Here is a 14,487-nt window from a genome sequence, read left to right as displayed (position 1 = left end):
TGAATGAAATTAGGATTCACACTATTTTTGACACCAGACAAGACCCAAATAAAATAAAGAAAGACATTAAATAAATTATGAAAGGACCATTATTTTACTCGAAAATATTACTTTTTGGAGAATACGGAATTATCCGTGATTCCAAAGGACTTTCTATTCCTTATAACTTTTACAATGGTGCTTTAAAGAAAACCGAAGAACCTTCGGCGGAAGCTATTGCATCAAACGCAAGCCTGAAACGTTTCGTAGACTATCTTGAAACGTTACAAACAGAACAACCGGAATTGGTTACTTTTGATTTGACTACTTTAAAAAATGATGTTGAAACAGGTATGTATTTCGATTCCAGCATTCCACAAGGATACGGAGTTGGAAGCAGCGGTGCTCTTGTAGCGGCGATCTACGATAAATATGCTACAAATAAAATTACCGTTTTAGAGAATCTAACTCGCGAAAAACTGTTACAGCTTAAAAATATATTTTCTCAAATGGAGAGTTTTTTCCACGGAAAAAGCTCCGGTTTAGATCCTTTAAACAGTTATCTAAGCATTCCAATCTTAATCAATTCTAAAGACAATATTGAAGCAACCGGTATTCCGACTCAAAGTTTTGACGGAAAAGGCGCTGTGTTTTTATTAGACTCCGGAATTGTAGGCGAAACGGCTCCAATGGTAAATATTTTTATGGAAAACCTAAAAGACAAAGGTTTCCGTACCATGCTTAAAAACCAGTTTGTAAAATATACCGATGCCTGCGTAGAAAACTTTTTACATGGTGACATGAAATCGTTATTCACCAACACCAAGAAACTTTCTAAAGTTGTTTTGAATAACTTCAAACCAATGATTCCGGAACAATTTCACGGAATCTGGCAACACGGAATTGACACAAATGATTATTACTTAAAACTTTGTGGTTCTGGCGGTGGTGGTTATATTCTAGGTTTTACTGAAGATTTAGAACGCGCTAAAGTTTCGCTAAAGGATTATAAATTAGAAGTTGTTTATCAATTCTAATTTATAATTTCTCCAAAATTTTACCGTTCCAATAAGTAGAATTCAATTCTATTTGCCTTTTTGATTTTGTTGCTTTGTCTGATTTTTTTATAAAAATTTAAACTAAACATGTCAATATGAAAAGTATCTTAAGAATTATAAGGACTACTCTTGTGGGAGGAATTCTTTTTTTGGTTCCGCTTGCCATCTTTTTTATTCTCCTTGAAAAAGCTTATCATATTGTACAAAAAGTAACACTTCCGCTATCGAGTCATTTGCCTAAAGTAAAAATATTAGGACTGGCGCTACAGGAAATAATCGGATTAGTAATCATCATAATTATCTGCTTTTTAGCTGGTATCATTGCCAAAACAAAAACAGCAAAAAATCTGGTTATTAAACTTGAAGATAAAATTTTAAGCCTGATTCCGGGATATTCGTTTATGAAAGGCATAAATGAAAACATATTCGGAACTAACGATGAAGAGAATTTAAAGGTAATTTTGGCTCGTGTAGATGATGGTTGGCAATTTGCTTTTTTGATCGAACAAATTAATGAAGATCATTTTACCGTTTTTATTCCGGATGCACCAAATCCAATGGGTGGAGGCGTTTATTTTATGGAAAAAGAACGAATTAAAGAAGTACCGGTTTCACAAAGAGAAGCGCTGCAATGCATAAGAAAACTTGGATTTGGTTCTGCAGCTCTATTAAAAGATGTACTTTAGCATTTAAATCCGTTAATGCTAATTAAAAAACAATAACCTCTAACAAAAAAATGTTAAGCAGAAAGAATAAAATTTTGGCGATGAAAGTTATTAGTTTGTTCTCTGTAGTGAGAGGTTACAACATTCCGATCATTGTTTTAGCACAGTATTTATCTGCCATTTTTATTTTGGCTCCCGAAAAAAGGGCTTTGGATATCTTACTTGATTTTCGCTTATTTTTAATCGTTTTTGCTTCTGCTATTACCATCGCTTCAGGTTATATTATCAATAATTTTTACGACAGTCAGAAAGATTTAATCAACAGACCTAATAAATCCATGTTGGACAGGCTGGTAAGTCAGAAGACCAAATTATCGGTTTATTTTACTTTGAATTTTATTGCTGCGTTAATGGCTCTCATCGTTTCCTGGAGGGCTTTTTTCTTCTTTTCCGGTTACATTTTCCTCATTTGGTTTTACTCCCATAAAATAAAAAAATACCCTATTATCGGGAATTTAACTGCCGCTTTACTGGCTGTTATTCCCTTTTTTGCCATCTTACTCTATTTCTACAACGCCATATCTTTTGAAGAGATTGAAAACCACATGAGCCACTTTGCGGTAATTTCTGCCCACGCCATGTTTCTGTTTTTATTATTATTGATTCGCGAAATGATAAAAGATTTAGAAAATCTGAAAGGAGATTTGGCTAACAATTACAAAACTATTCCAATCATATACAATGAAAAGGTTTCAAAACAAATCATAACTGCTCTGACGTTTTTGACTATACTACCCGTTTATATTTTAATCAACATTTACGATGTGGGTTACATGGACATTTACTTCTATGTCTGTTACATCTTTTTGCTTTTTTTCCTGCTTTATCTTTGGAAATCAAATACAAAAGAGCAATTTTTACTGCTTCACAACACGCTAAAATTCTTAATTGTATCAGGGGTTTTCTGCATTGTTTTGATAAACCCAAGCGTTTTATGGCATGGAAAGAGTTTGCTGCTTAAGATTTGATTTCTATAATATGAAGATGTAGAATGCAAAATGTCACATGTAAGATCTAAGATGAAACTGTAAACGGAGACCGAGACTGAAAACTAAATCACAACACTCGGTAAATCAACAAAAAAACAAGGCTATCAATCTAAGAACATTGAACTTAGGATTATTTAGCAAGAATAAACTATCTTTGCACAAATTACAGAATTTATGAACAATAAGGAAGGCAATAATAAAAGAGGTGGTTCTAGACCAAATAGCTCCAGATCAAACTCTAACAAGCCAAAACCTGCCATGCAAAAGCGTGCTCAAGGGCCGAAAAAAGTAAAACCTGCCGTGAAAGCAGCGGAGGAAGAAGCGGCACAAAAACTTAAAAAACAAAATCAGGCACCTAAAAGACAAAAAGCTGCTGACGAAATCCGTTTGAATAAATATATTTCGAATTCAGGAGTTTGCTCACGTCGTGATGCCGACATATACATTCAGTCTGGAAACGTAAAAGTAAATGGCGTTCCGGTTACTGAAATGGGATATTTAGTAAAATTAAATGATGTTGTAAACTTTGACGGTGTTACACTTACTCCTGAGAAGAAAGAATACATCTTGTTGAATAAACCTAAAAACTTTACCACTGCTCTTGACGAAGGTCAGGAATACCGTAATGTTTTAGAATTAGTTCGTGGTTCTACTACAGCTAAAATTGCTCCAATTGGAAGAATGGACAAAAACACAACCGGTTTGTTGTTGTTTACAAATGATACTGACATGATTCGTAAATTTACTTTACCAAGTCAGAAATCATCTAAAATCTATCAGGTTTCTTTAGATAAAAATCTTAAATATGAAGATTTAGAAAAAATCAGTAAAGGTTTAGTTCTTGACGGACACCGCGTTTTTGTAGAAGAAGTGAGTTATATTGACAATGAGCCTAAAAGCGAAATTGGACTTAAATTACGCTCTTCAAACGTAAAAGTGGTTCGTGCCGTTTTTGAACATTTTGATTATGACGTTTTACGTATCGATCGTGTTTCATTTGCAGGTCTTACCAAAAAGAATTTACCAAGAGGTAACTGGCGTTTCCTGACGGATCAAGAAATCATTAATTTGAAAAACGTTTAATTAGCGTCTCAAATAAAAATACAAATCCTATTTTGCTTCTGTAAAATGGGATTTTTTATTTTATAACAATTCTGACTAAGGGAAATATTAAAAGAAGTTATGTCCGAAAAGGGTAAAAATGGACCTTCCTAAGCTTGCTTGGTTTTTGTCATCTACCGTTTCGTAACAGGAGAATCCAAGTATTATTTTGATTCCGGGATGAATACTGTTTAAGATATCTCTTTTCTGTTCTTCTAACAGTAATTTTAAACTATCTAAAAGCTGAACATTATTCTTAAGATACGAAACGACCAGTAGTGCTGAAAAATTAAGAATTTCTCTGGCGGTTTCACTTTTGATTCCGACTTCATTAGAAATCATTTCAGAGATCCGTCCTTTTTTGTTAGCAAAAATCTCTTTCAATAAACCATTTCCTTCTAAGCGATAACAATCGTCAACTGATAAAATTCTACCGGAGGCAAAATCAACCTCTCCGTAAAATGTTGAATCCTCCTCTATCGATGACACTATTTGTTTATAGAAACCCGAATCCTCCGCTTTATTATACAATCCCATCAGAACTGTACCTATTGAAACATCAATTCCCTTTATTAAAAGAGCATCATTTTCAAAATAAAACTTATTCAACTTTGAGACAACATTAGAAGATATGAAACGTCTAAGTTCAATTTGTAGGTTCGGAGTCATACTATTTATTATTTTTAGAATTATTTAAATCCATTCAAAATAATCGACAAAGTGGGGCTTTTAATCGTTTATCTGGATAAAAATATAAAATATTTTAACATTTTCAAAAAATATGTTTAAAATTCACTAAAGGATTTACTGCTTATTTAACATCGAAAGCAAAAAGCCTCAATAAACATAACCCTTTCGTTATCAAAACAAAGGAAAAAAAGAAGGAAAGAAAATTAAAATATTTTTTGAGGAAATCAAAAAAATAAGAAAAAGCTTAAATCCTGAATGAAGATTTAAAACAATAAACTTCGATTCTGCCATACTATACTTATGAAAATCCCCATAAAAATGATGCAAAACAAGAAGTTAATAAATCCCGAAGCAAGGAATCCCAACAAGGATCCTGTTGCTGCTTTTAAGGCGCGACGATGGTTTTTGGAATCATAAATAAGCTCCCCGATTAAAGCACCAAAAAAAGGCCCTAAAATTACTCCAAAAGGAATTGGAGAGAGAATCCCGACTATTAATCCAATATTAGTACCCCAAATTCCGTAGGAGCTTCCGCCAAACTTCTTTGTTCCCTTGGCAGGAATAACATAATCCAAAATGGTAATAATTACGGTTATCAAAAGTGTAATTCCCAAGAGCCAATAATTATTTTCGACAGCCTTGGTTAAGTACAACAACAACAAACCCACCCAACAACTGGATAATCCGGGTAAAACCGGTAAAAAACTACCAAAAATTCCAACTATTACACATACAAAACCAAGTAACACCAATATTAAATCCATATTTTTTTTGTAAATTCGTTCTTACAAGCAATTTAATCAACTATAACAATGTCAAGACTTTTGCCCTTATCTTTATTTTGTTTTTTGATCTTTATGAGCAATGTAAATATACACGCACAGGCCAAAAAACTTTCAATAGATGACCAATTAATTCAAGACAGTATTTATAAAAGTAATAAGAAAAAAGTATTAAATTTTTCTATGAAAGATTTTAATGCGCTTTTCCTCGAGTATTTTAATCGCAGGAGTGATCCAAATATTGTATTAAGCAAAACAGAATTTTATAACTATACCGTTCAGATTGCTACTTTTTCAGATCGCCTTTCGGCTTTATATCCTGAACAGAAAGAAGTTGCAGCGCAAAACAAAGAAGAATGGCTTTCAAAAAGCTATGAAGAATATCTCCAATACAAAGCATCCCAAAAAAAATAATCGTATTTTTACAACCGAATCAAATCAGTTTCATTCAACATCAAAATCTTGAGACAACTTCTTCTTTTTATAGTCGTTTTACTTTTCAATTCTTGTCAATATTTTGAGAAGCAGGTTCCGTCTGAAAAAGAATTGCTGCAAAAAGAACTAAAATCTATTAACTGGAAAGAAGTAGATGAATTCCCCTCTGTAGTCGATTGCGAAAAAATAGCGGATAAAAAACTGCGTCAACAATGTTTCTTCGAAAAAATGGCACAACTTATTCAGGAAAAATTAGACATCGATTCCCTTTCTATCCTTTATCCCGAGCTTGATACGATCGAAGTAAAAGTGACCGTTTTCCCAAATGCTACAATGCAATTTGAGCCTCAATTCCCAAAAGATTCTGTTGCGTACGACACGATCAAAATTGACAGTATCCTCCACGCGCGTTTAGTCGATTTCCCTAAAGTAAATCCTGCCATCAAACGCGGAATTCCGGTAAAAACCCAGTTTATCCTACCTGTAATTATTAAAGCAAAAGACGCTAAGTAAATTGGTTTAAACCATATAAGTTATGTAAGAAAATATAAGTTTGTCTTTAATGAACCTATATCACTTACATGGTTCAAATCAGACTCTGTTTGTTTTAAAGACGACATTCTAACCATATAAGTCATTTAAGAAAATATAAGATTGCTTTAAATGAACTTATATTACTTACATGGTTCAAATTACACACAGCTTCATTTAAGATTTAAATGTTTGTCCTTTAAATGCTACACTTTAAACCGTCTCTCTTTCCATTCGTAAGAACCGAATAAACTGTACAAAGCCACCGTCGAGCTAAAAAAGGGATATAAGATACTGCTCAGAATTAGGTTTTTTATTCTGGTCTTTCTTAAAAATTGATTTGTGGTATAAAGCAGTACAAAATCAATTGTGAACTTTGAAAAGACAAACAAGACAAAAAGCTTCCACGACCAGATTCCAAAGACAAAAAGTACAGTTCCGATTACAAAACTCAGATTTCCGAAGAAAACAATCAATCCCAGCGCCTTTCCAAAAACACTCTGATACGAACTTGTTTTGGCTGCCCAGCGTACTCTCTGATAAAACAATGATTTCCAGTCCTGCGTGGGTTGCGTGTGTACAATTGCAGCTTCCGCTTTTAAATAACGAACCTCGTCAGAACATAATTCTACCCCTTTTTGAAGTAAAAAAACATCATCGCCACTCGCAATTTTATTATTACCATCAAAACCATTTAATTTTTCAAACAAAACTTTTGTGTATGCAAAATTAGCACCGTTACACATAAAGGCTCTTTCTAGTCCAAAACTTCCAATGGTTGCTCCTTGCAAACTGGTAAGATCCAACTGCTGAAAATGATGCAAAAATGAATCCTCACAATCGTAGGTAACCGCGCCCGCTAACATCGAAACCCTATTCTCCTGAATATAATTATCAAAAGTCAGCAACCAGTTTTCCGAAACGATACAATCTGCATCGGTAGTAATAACCCAATCGTTTTTTACATGTTGCATTGCCGTAGAAATAGCGTCCTTTTTAGGAGACTCCGAAACCCTGATCGTGTCGACCACCGAAACCTGAAACCTAAAACCTAAAACCTCAAAATGATCACTGGACTGATCATCCACCAAAATAACCTCAAACAAATCAGTCGGGTAATTGAGCTTAGAAAAGCTTGCTAAAAGATGTGGCAAATTATCTGCTTCGTTTCTAAAAGGTACTATAATTGTAAAACCCGTTTGAGGCTTTAAATTATTCTCTTTGTACTTCTTTACTTTGGTATAACCATAAATAAGCCACCCAATTGTTAGCACATAAATTGCTAATATGACCAACAAAGCCAGGCTCATTCTGCGGTTTTAGTTTTAAAATTCAACACATAATAGCTGCCTAAAATAACCGGCAAAACCACATTTAAAAACCACATTAAAGTCGAGATAAAAACAACAATCCATTCGTTTACGCCTAAAATTCCGAAGAAATAAATGGCAACACTTCCTTTTACCGCGAAATCCAAAAACTGAAAAGTGGGTAAAGAAGAAGCTAAAAAGTAAACCACAGCAATGGTTGCAATGAGCGTGAAATAAGGCAGTTCAACATCAAAAGCCAGAAATAAAAAATAATACTGATGCGAGAAAACCAAATAACGACAAATCCCTAAAAGTATATTTTTTTGATGAACGGACTTCGGGAGCTCGTTAATCTTATGAAGCAATTTCTCGATGGAGTATCCTTTGATTTTTATTTTCTTCAACGAAAACAAAACAATAAAAAAGAAAAAGAAAACCGCAAACAGTATTGCCACCGTTTTGGTCGTAATTACATTGTATTTGGCATTGAAATACAACAAGCCAAAAACGCCAAAAATCACGGTCAGAACCATTTGAATTCCATTACAGATCAGATTCAGAAAAACCACTTTTTTGGCTTCCGATTTCGAGTAAAACAAGGCTTTTCCGGCATATTCCCCTACCCCGTTTGGTGTAAAAATTCCGGCGGTTAAGGCCGCCAAAACTTCTTTGGTGGCTTGTCCTAATGAAATTTCATGCAATACTTTAGCCAGGTTCTGCCATTTTAGAATCTCAAAATAACGATTCAGAATACTCAAAAGCAAAATAAAAGCTATTCCTAAAACGGATTGGTTTTTACGAAATAAAGTAATGAACTTCTGCCAATCGAGTTTGTCGTTATGCGCCAACTGATCGTAAATAAAATAAAATGCACCGCCTACAATCAAAAGTTTGGCCAGAAGAACAAGGAATTGTTTAGCTTTGTGGGGAATTGAAATCATAGCGCAAAAGTAAGCAATTAGAGAATGTGACCATTTGAAAATTAGAAAATGTGTCAATTTGAAAATGAGACAATGAGGAAATGTGTCCTTATCCATTTTCAACGTGAAACTTGAAACTTGAAACGTGACATGAGACTGGAAGCCAAATTGGCGAAACAAACAAAAAACTTGAAACAAAAACACTCTTGACAAAAGAACGCATCATATTAGGTATTGACCCCGGAACAACGATTATGGGTTTTGGATTGATTAAAGTCATTAATAAAAAAATGGAATTCCTGCAGCTTAACGAATTGCAACTTTCCAAATATGACAATCATTACCAGAAACTTAAAATCATTTTTGAGCGTACCATAGAATTAATCGAAACACATAATCCGGACGAAATTGCGATCGAAGCACCTTTCTTTGGCAAAAACGTACAATCGATGCTAAAATTAGGTCGTGCGCAAGGCGTTGCAATGGCGGCGGGACTTTCAAGGGATATTCCGATTACAGAATACGAACCCAAAAAGATAAAAATGGCAATTACCGGAAACGGAAACGCCAGCAAAGAACAAGTTGCCAAAATGCTCCAACAGCTTTTAGGCTTAAAAGAATTACCTAAAAACCTCGATTCAACTGATGGTTTGGCGGCTGCGGTCTGTCATTTTTTTAATTCCGGAAAAATTGTTGCCGGACAAAGCTATTCGGGTTGGGATGCTTTTGTGAAACAGAATGAAGAACGAGTTAAGAAATAGTTTTCAGTCTCAGTTTTCAGTCTCAGAACTGAAAACTGAGACTGGGACTGCAAACTAAAAAAATGAGCGGCATCTACATCCACATACCTTTCTGCAAACAGGCTTGCCATTATTGCGATTTTCATTTTTCGACTTCGATGAAGAAGAAAGAGGAAATGGTTTTGGCTATTGCCAAAGAAATCCGGATACGCAAAAATGAGTTTAATCTTCTCGACTCCGCTCGAAGTGACAATGAAATTGTAGAAACTATTTATTTCGGTGGGGGAACTCCATCTGTCTTAGAGAACTCAGAATTACAACTTTTGATTGACACCGTTTACGAGAATTATAAAGTTGCTGAAAATCCGGAAATCACACTCGAAGCTAATCCGGATGACTTGTCTAAAGAACGAATTTTTGAGTTATCTAAAAGCCCTATAAACCGCCTTAGCATTGGTATTCAGTCTTTTTTTGAAGAGGATTTAAAACTGATGAATCGCGCTCACAATTCGGCGGAAGCCAAGAATTGTTTAACCGAGGCAACTAAATATTTCGATAACATTTCCCTCGATTTAATTTATGGTATTCCGGGAATGACAGACGAAATGTGGAAACAAAATATTGAAACTGCCTTAAGTTTCGGCATTCCGCATATTTCAAGTTATGCTCTTACGGTAGAACCTAAAACTGCTTTAAAAAAACTTATCGATACCGGAAAAATTGCTGAACCCCAGGATGAAGTCGCTTCCAATCACTTTATGATTTTGGTTGAAATGCTTCAGAAAAACAATTTCATTCATTACGAATTATCCAATTTTGGGAAAGAAAATTACTTCTCCAAAAACAATTCGGCTTATTGGCTGGGTAAAAAATACATTGGCGTCGGACCTTCGGCACATAGTTATGATGGTGAAAAGAGGGGCTGGAATGTAGCGAATAATGCGCTGTATCTCAAAGCTATTCAAGATAATACTCTACCGATAGAGACTGAAACTCTGTCAAAATCAGATCGCTACAACGAATACATCATGACGGGATTACGAACCATATGGGGTGTTTCTCTCGAAAGAATTAAAGATGAATTTGGTACTGAATATTTAGATTATCTGAAGCAACAAGCACAGAAATTCTTAAATGATGAATTGCTTTATATTGCTGACAACATTTTAAGACCAACCCAAAAAGGAAAATTTTTGACGGATGGGATAGCATCGGATTTATTTTATTTAAGCTTGGAATAAGGGTTTAACCGCAAGGTACGCGAAGGTTTTTTGCTTCTTTTAACGCAAGGGTCGCAAAGCTTTGTGAGAAAGATCTGCGACCCTTGCGTAAATCCTTTTGCACCTTGCGATTAAATTACACGAAAGTTAAATCTTACAAAAAATTCTCTTTACTACCAATATTTTATTAGATTTGAAAAAGAAACACCAGATTTATCTATTCTTTTAAAATTTAATATAAATGACAGAAAATCAATTGGCGAGAATTGTTTTTGACTCAGCATTAAAAGTACATAAGGTTCTCGGTCCCGGATTATTGGAAAGTGCTTATGAAGAGTGTTTATACTATGAATTAAAAAAAAGTGATTTAGACGTTCAAAAACAAAAAACTCTTCCTTTAATTTATGAAGACGTAAAATTAGATATTGGTTACAGACTCGATATTATAATAGAAAATAAACTAATTTTAGAAATCAAATCTGTTGAAGCTTTAAATGATGTTCATTTTGCTCAACTTTTAACTTATTTAAAATTAACAGATTGTAAGTTGGGTTTATTAATTAATTTTAATGTTGTATTAATTAAGAATGGAATTCAACGAATTGTTAATAATCTTTGAATTTATTTAACCGCAAAGAGTACGAGGGTTTACGCAAGGGGCGCAAAAGTTTTTCTACAAAAATTTATGCAACTTTGCGTTTATTTAGAGGCAAGGTACGCGTAGATTTACGCAAGGGGTGCAAAGATTATTTACAAAGCTTTGCGAACTCTTTGCGCTTAAATAAACACAACAATAAAATTCTTAGCGCACCTTGCGGTTAAATACACACAACAGTAAAAAATGCACCCCTTGCAGTTAAAAAAACTATGAAAGCTAAAATAAACAACTTCGAAATTGACTTATCTAAACCCATAGACATCTCAATCCCATTAACAAATACCGATGAAAACCCGATTGCCTGGTACATCGAAAAACCGGCTATTGAACCCGTAGTTTTTGGAGACTGGATCGGCAAAGTTTCGGAAGGAAAATCATCAACTAATTTCAATAATATTTTCTTCAACCCACACGGACACGGTACACACACCGAATGTTTGGGACACATTACAACTGATTTTTACAGCATCAATCAATCCCTGACCCAATTTTTCTTTTCGGCAAAATTGATCACTATTGAACCTGAAACAATTGGAGAAGATTTGGTAATTACGAAAGAGCAAGTCCAAAAAGCAATGAACCTTTCGACTTCACTCCATTTGACAACGGAGGCATTAATTATCAGAACACTACCCAATCAAAAGGATAAAAAATCAAGAAAATATTCTAATACCAATCCCCCTTATTTAGCTGAAGACGCTGCTGTTTTTATTCGTGAAAGCGAAATCCAGCATTTATTAATCGACTTACCAAGTGTTGACCGAGAGCATGATGAAGGGAAACTATTAGCCCATAAAGCATTCTGGAATGTAAAAGATACACTTCATTTAAATCCTGATGCCCGACTAAAAGCTACCATTACAGAAATGATTTATGTTTCTGATGAAGTTAAAGACGGAGATTATATACTAAATTTACAAATCGCTTCGTTTGAGAATGACGCAAGTCCGTCTAAACCAATTCTATTTCAGATTTCAGATTTTAGACTTTAGATTGCTAATTTCAAATCTGAAGTCTAAAATCTAAAATCAACAATTAATTATGATTACAGTTTCAACCGATAAAAGCAAACTTGACGTTCCGTTTATTCAGCACTTTTTAAAAGACATTTATTGGGCTGCGGGGCGCACAATCGAGGAAGTACAACGAACTATAGATGCTTCTGTTTGTTTTGGAATTTATCTTGACGACAAACAAATTGGTTTTGCACGTGTGATAACCGATTACGTGGTTTTTGCTTATGTCATGGATGTTTTTATTACTGAAGAACATCAGGGGAAAGGTTATTCGTCTATTTTAATTGAGAATATGATGAATGAACCACAACTGAACGAAATTAAAATCTGGAGATTGGCCACAACCGATGCCCATTTTTTATACGAGAAATTTGGATTTAAAGCATTAGACCATCCCGAAAAAATGATGGAAAAAGTGATCAAATGAAAACAGTTATCAAATTAGAAGAATTAGGTTTATTTATCCTCGGTATCTATTTATTCAGCCTTCTGAGTTATGAATGGTGGTGGTTTTTAATACTGATTTTAGCTCCCGACTTATCCATGTTGGGTTATACGGTTAATGCTAAAACAGGAGCTTTTTTATACAATTTATTTCATCATCGTGGAATTGCTGTCTTGTTTTATATTTCAGGTTGTTATCTAAAGATTGAACTGGCCCAACTAATCGGAGTAATTCTATTTTCTCACGCTGCAATGGATCGCTTTTTTGGTTACGGTTTAAAGTACGAAACCGGTTTTAAAAACACCCATTTAGGAGAAATTGGTAAAAACTAAACTTTAAAAATCTATTAACTTTCTTCTATCGAATTGTCTTTTGGTAATAAAATACTATATTTAGACTGTTCTTTAATACATCATTTTTCCAAAATGAGAATAGCTGAAAAATTAAATACTAAAATTAATCCTTTAAGTTTATTCCAATCTTACGGCAGTCTGTTATTTATTTTTTTCCTCTTCAACTTCGGGTTTGCACAAAATAATTCTAAAAAGGACACTACAAATTTCATTTATTATCCTGACAAAATAATGGTCCGTGCCAATTTGAGTACGCAAACCGATACGTATTTTTATACCGCCAAAGAAAGTCAGAATCTTAAAATTGTCCCAAATAATGACTACAAATTATTCCTTACTGTCGATTATAAGTTTATTGGTTTCAGTTATGGATTTTTCCCGAAGTTTTTCGGAGTAAATAATGACAATAGTCTAAAAGGCAAATCTTCCTTTTCTGATTACAACTTCCGTTTGTTTCTAGGACATTGGCTGCAAAACTTTCAATACAGTAAAGTCCGAGGGTACTATGTAGAGAATACAGCCGACTTCGTGCCGGATTGGACAGAAGGAAAAGATCCGTATCTGCAATTTCCAAATCTCAAAAATGAAACTTTTGGCATGTCAACTTCTTATGTTTTTAATCCGAAGTTTTCACTCAAAAGCATTACTTCCTTTACAGAATGGCAAAAGCAAAGCGCCGGAAGTTTTATTCCTACTTTAACATACGATTACAACCGTTTTTCATTCGATCAAAACGGAAATAAAAGCAAAGAAGACAACTATAATATAAGACTGGGATTGAGTTATTTTTATAATTTTATAGTTCATGAGAAGTTTTATATTGCGCCCAATTTAACTCCTTCAGTCGGAGTTCGGTTTTCGAAAAATAAATCTGCAGATACAGACGGAAATACAATTGAGAAAGAGACGTATTTTACACAGTTCCTTGAAGGTGGCATAAAAATGGGCTATAATTCGAACCATATTCTTTTTGGAGCCAGTTTTAATTTTAATGTTAACTGGTACAAAGAAGATCGAAAAAATAGCATTGAGAACAGCAAAATATATGGCCTGTTGTATTTTGGATATCGTTTTGACGCTCCCAATTTTATAGCAAAACCGGCAAAAAAGATTGAAGAAAAAATAAAACTATAAAAATATGAACCTGGAAACTTATTATGAATATTGTCTTTCTAAAAAAGGAGTAACGGAACATTTTCCTTTTGATGAAGATACTTTAGTCTTTAAAGTAGGCGATAAAGTATTTGCTTTAACCTCTTTACAACGATGGGAAAAAAACGAACCAGCTGCAAATTTAAAATGTGATCCTGAGCGCGCACAGGAGCTAAGAGCGGAATATGACGAGATAAATCCCGGGTTTCACATGAATAAAGCGCATTGGAATACGATTACCTTAAACGGGAACTTACCAACAGCTTTTGTAAAAGAATTAATAGATCATTCCTATGAATTGGTTTTCAAAAGTTTGACCAAGAAAATTCAAAACGAAATTACTGAATTAGAAAATTAGGCATTACATTTGCAGCGTAAGAAAA

General features: G+C 34.1%; 18 protein-coding genes. 14 read left to right on the top strand and 4 right to left on the bottom strand.

The window, feature by feature from the left end:
• Nucleotides 1-77: 77 nt before the first annotated feature.
• The 4 genes from AB674_RS14620 (at nt 78) to AB674_RS14605 (ending at nt 3,834) form a co-directional block, all read left to right on the top strand.
• Entirely contained in the window at nt 78-1,016 is a 939-nt protein-coding gene (locus AB674_RS14620) for a mevalonate kinase (RefSeq protein ID WP_047777768.1), read from the top strand.
• Between the two features lie 116 nt (nt 1,017-1,132).
• Nucleotides 1,133-1,723 carry a DUF502 domain-containing protein gene (locus AB674_RS14615; RefSeq protein ID WP_047777766.1) on the top strand — a complete coding sequence of 197 codons (591 nt, stop codon included), beginning with the start codon at nt 1,133-1,135 and terminating at the stop codon, nt 1,721-1,723.
• Between the two features lie 50 nt (nt 1,724-1,773).
• Nucleotides 1,774-2,730 carry a geranylgeranylglycerol-phosphate geranylgeranyltransferase gene (locus tag AB674_RS14610; RefSeq protein ID WP_047777764.1) on the top strand — a complete coding sequence of 319 codons (957 nt, stop codon included), beginning with the start codon at nt 1,774-1,776 and terminating at the stop codon, nt 2,728-2,730.
• 195 nt (nt 2,731-2,925) lie between these two features.
• Nucleotides 2,926-3,834 (top strand): pseudouridine synthase, encoded by a 909-nt coding sequence (locus tag AB674_RS14605; RefSeq protein ID WP_047777762.1) that lies wholly within the window; start codon nt 2,926-2,928, stop codon nt 3,832-3,834.
• Nucleotides 3,835-3,921: 87 nt separating this feature from the next.
• Here AB674_RS14605 and AB674_RS14600 read toward each other — a convergent pair whose 3' ends face one another.
• Both AB674_RS14600 and AB674_RS14595 read right to left on the bottom strand, forming a co-directional pair.
• A complete protein-coding gene (locus AB674_RS14600) occupies nt 3,922-4,521 on the bottom strand; it encodes a DUF937 domain-containing protein (protein WP_047777760.1) in 600 nt (199 codons plus the stop codon).
• 284 nt (nt 4,522-4,805) lie between these two features.
• Nucleotides 4,806-5,306 carry a DUF456 domain-containing protein gene (locus tag AB674_RS14595; RefSeq protein WP_047777758.1) on the bottom strand — a complete coding sequence of 167 codons (501 nt, stop codon included), beginning with the start codon at nt 5,304-5,306 and terminating at the stop codon, nt 4,806-4,808.
• Nucleotides 5,307-5,507: 201 nt separating this feature from the next.
• Here AB674_RS14595 and AB674_RS14590 point away from each other — a divergent pair, with 201 nt between their 5' ends.
• Both AB674_RS14590 and AB674_RS14585 read left to right on the top strand, forming a co-directional pair.
• The gene (locus tag AB674_RS14590) at nt 5,508-5,738 is read left to right on the top strand and encodes a hypothetical protein (RefSeq protein WP_165579382.1); all 231 of its coding nucleotides are present in this window, start codon (nt 5,508-5,510) and stop codon (nt 5,736-5,738) included.
• A gap of 48 nt (nt 5,739-5,786) precedes the next feature.
• Nucleotides 5,787-6,272, top strand: coding sequence for a hypothetical protein (locus AB674_RS14585; protein ID WP_047777755.1), 486 nt, complete (start codon nt 5,787-5,789; stop codon nt 6,270-6,272).
• Nucleotides 6,273-6,496: 224 nt separating this feature from the next.
• On the opposite strand, the gene AB674_RS14580 is transcribed toward AB674_RS14585, so the two are convergent.
• The gene (locus AB674_RS14580; protein ID WP_047777754.1) at nt 6,497-7,600 is read right to left on the bottom strand and encodes a glycosyltransferase family 2 protein; all 1,104 of its coding nucleotides are present in this window, start codon (nt 7,598-7,600) and stop codon (nt 6,497-6,499) included.
• Nucleotides 7,597-8,541, bottom strand: a complete 945-nt coding sequence (locus AB674_RS14575) for a lysylphosphatidylglycerol synthase domain-containing protein (protein ID WP_047777752.1) — start codon at nt 8,539-8,541, stop codon at nt 7,597-7,599. The genes AB674_RS14580 and AB674_RS14575 overlap by 4 nt, the downstream gene beginning before the upstream one ends.
• Before the next feature lie 185 nt (nt 8,542-8,726).
• On the opposite strand from AB674_RS14575, the gene ruvC reads away from it, so the two are divergent.
• The 8 genes from ruvC to AB674_RS14535 all read left to right on the top strand — a co-directional run bounded on the left by ruvC (nt 8,727) and on the right by AB674_RS14535 (nt 14,462).
• Complete coding sequence (ruvC, locus tag AB674_RS14570; protein ID WP_082210647.1) at nt 8,727-9,281, top strand: crossover junction endodeoxyribonuclease RuvC; 555 nt, start codon at nt 8,727-8,729, stop codon at nt 9,279-9,281.
• A 62-nt stretch (nt 9,282-9,343) separates the two neighbouring features.
• A complete protein-coding gene (gene hemW, locus AB674_RS14565) occupies nt 9,344-10,501 on the top strand; it encodes a radical SAM family heme chaperone HemW (RefSeq protein WP_047777751.1) in 1,158 nt (385 codons plus the stop codon).
• Nucleotides 10,502-10,721: 220 nt separating this feature from the next.
• Nucleotides 10,722-11,099, top strand: a complete 378-nt coding sequence (locus tag AB674_RS14560; RefSeq protein ID WP_047777749.1) for a GxxExxY protein — start codon at nt 10,722-10,724, stop codon at nt 11,097-11,099.
• 248 nt (nt 11,100-11,347) lie between these two features.
• Nucleotides 11,348-12,130 carry a cyclase family protein gene (locus tag AB674_RS14555; protein ID WP_047777748.1) on the top strand — a complete coding sequence of 261 codons (783 nt, stop codon included), beginning with the start codon at nt 11,348-11,350 and terminating at the stop codon, nt 12,128-12,130.
• 49 nt (nt 12,131-12,179) lie between these two features.
• Complete coding sequence (locus AB674_RS14550) at nt 12,180-12,581, top strand: GNAT family N-acetyltransferase (protein WP_047777746.1); 402 nt, start codon at nt 12,180-12,182, stop codon at nt 12,579-12,581.
• Complete coding sequence (locus tag AB674_RS14545; RefSeq protein WP_047777744.1) at nt 12,578-12,931, top strand: DUF4260 domain-containing protein; 354 nt, start codon at nt 12,578-12,580, stop codon at nt 12,929-12,931. The genes AB674_RS14550 and AB674_RS14545 overlap by 4 nt, the downstream gene beginning before the upstream one ends.
• Nucleotides 12,932-13,024: 93 nt before the next feature.
• Entirely contained in the window at nt 13,025-14,086 is a 1,062-nt protein-coding gene (locus AB674_RS14540) for a DUF4421 family protein (protein WP_047777742.1), read from the top strand.
• 4 nt (nt 14,087-14,090) lie between these two features.
• Nucleotides 14,091-14,462 (top strand): MmcQ/YjbR family DNA-binding protein, encoded by a 372-nt coding sequence (locus tag AB674_RS14535; protein ID WP_047777741.1) that lies wholly within the window; start codon nt 14,091-14,093, stop codon nt 14,460-14,462.
• Nucleotides 14,463-14,487: the final 25 nt, after the last annotated feature.

Origin of the sequence: Flavobacterium sp. ABG, from assembly GCF_001027725.1 — a bacterium.
In the GTDB taxonomy this organism is placed as follows: Bacteria; Bacteroidota; Bacteroidia; order Flavobacteriales; family Flavobacteriaceae; genus Flavobacterium; species Flavobacterium cupriresistens.
This window is presented reverse-complemented; position numbering and strand designations above follow the sequence as displayed.

Coding starts and splice junctions, on each gene's coding strand:
- AB674_RS14595 (WP_047777758.1), bottom strand. CDS start 5,306: ATGGATTTAATATTGGTGTTACTTGGTTTTGTATGTGTAATAGTTGGA.
- AB674_RS14535 (WP_047777741.1), top strand. CDS start 14,091: ATGAACCTGGAAACTTATTATGAATATTGTCTTTCTAAAAAAGGAGTA.
- AB674_RS14605 (WP_047777762.1), top strand. CDS start 2,926: ATGAACAATAAGGAAGGCAATAATAAAAGAGGTGGTTCTAGACCAAAT.
- AB674_RS14540 (WP_047777742.1), top strand. CDS start 13,025: ATGAGAATAGCTGAAAAATTAAATACTAAAATTAATCCTTTAAGTTTA.
- AB674_RS14580 (WP_047777754.1), bottom strand. CDS start 7,600: ATGAGCCTGGCTTTGTTGGTCATATTAGCAATTTATGTGCTAACAATT.
- AB674_RS14615 (WP_047777766.1), top strand. CDS start 1,133: ATGAAAAGTATCTTAAGAATTATAAGGACTACTCTTGTGGGAGGAATT.
- AB674_RS14610 (WP_047777764.1), top strand. CDS start 1,774: ATGTTAAGCAGAAAGAATAAAATTTTGGCGATGAAAGTTATTAGTTTG.
- AB674_RS14600 (WP_047777760.1), bottom strand. CDS start 4,521: ATGACTCCGAACCTACAAATTGAACTTAGACGTTTCATATCTTCTAAT.
- AB674_RS14555 (WP_047777748.1), top strand. CDS start 11,348: ATGAAAGCTAAAATAAACAACTTCGAAATTGACTTATCTAAACCCATA.
- hemW (WP_047777751.1), top strand. CDS start 9,344: ATGAGCGGCATCTACATCCACATACCTTTCTGCAAACAGGCTTGCCAT.
- AB674_RS14560 (WP_047777749.1), top strand. CDS start 10,722: ATGACAGAAAATCAATTGGCGAGAATTGTTTTTGACTCAGCATTAAAA.
- AB674_RS14545 (WP_047777744.1), top strand. CDS start 12,578: ATGAAAACAGTTATCAAATTAGAAGAATTAGGTTTATTTATCCTCGGT.
- AB674_RS14590 (WP_165579382.1), top strand. CDS start 5,508: ATGAAAGATTTTAATGCGCTTTTCCTCGAGTATTTTAATCGCAGGAGT.
- AB674_RS14550 (WP_047777746.1), top strand. CDS start 12,180: ATGATTACAGTTTCAACCGATAAAAGCAAACTTGACGTTCCGTTTATT.
- AB674_RS14575 (WP_047777752.1), bottom strand. CDS start 8,541: ATGATTTCAATTCCCCACAAAGCTAAACAATTCCTTGTTCTTCTGGCC.
- AB674_RS14620 (WP_047777768.1), top strand. CDS start 78: ATGAAAGGACCATTATTTTACTCGAAAATATTACTTTTTGGAGAATAC.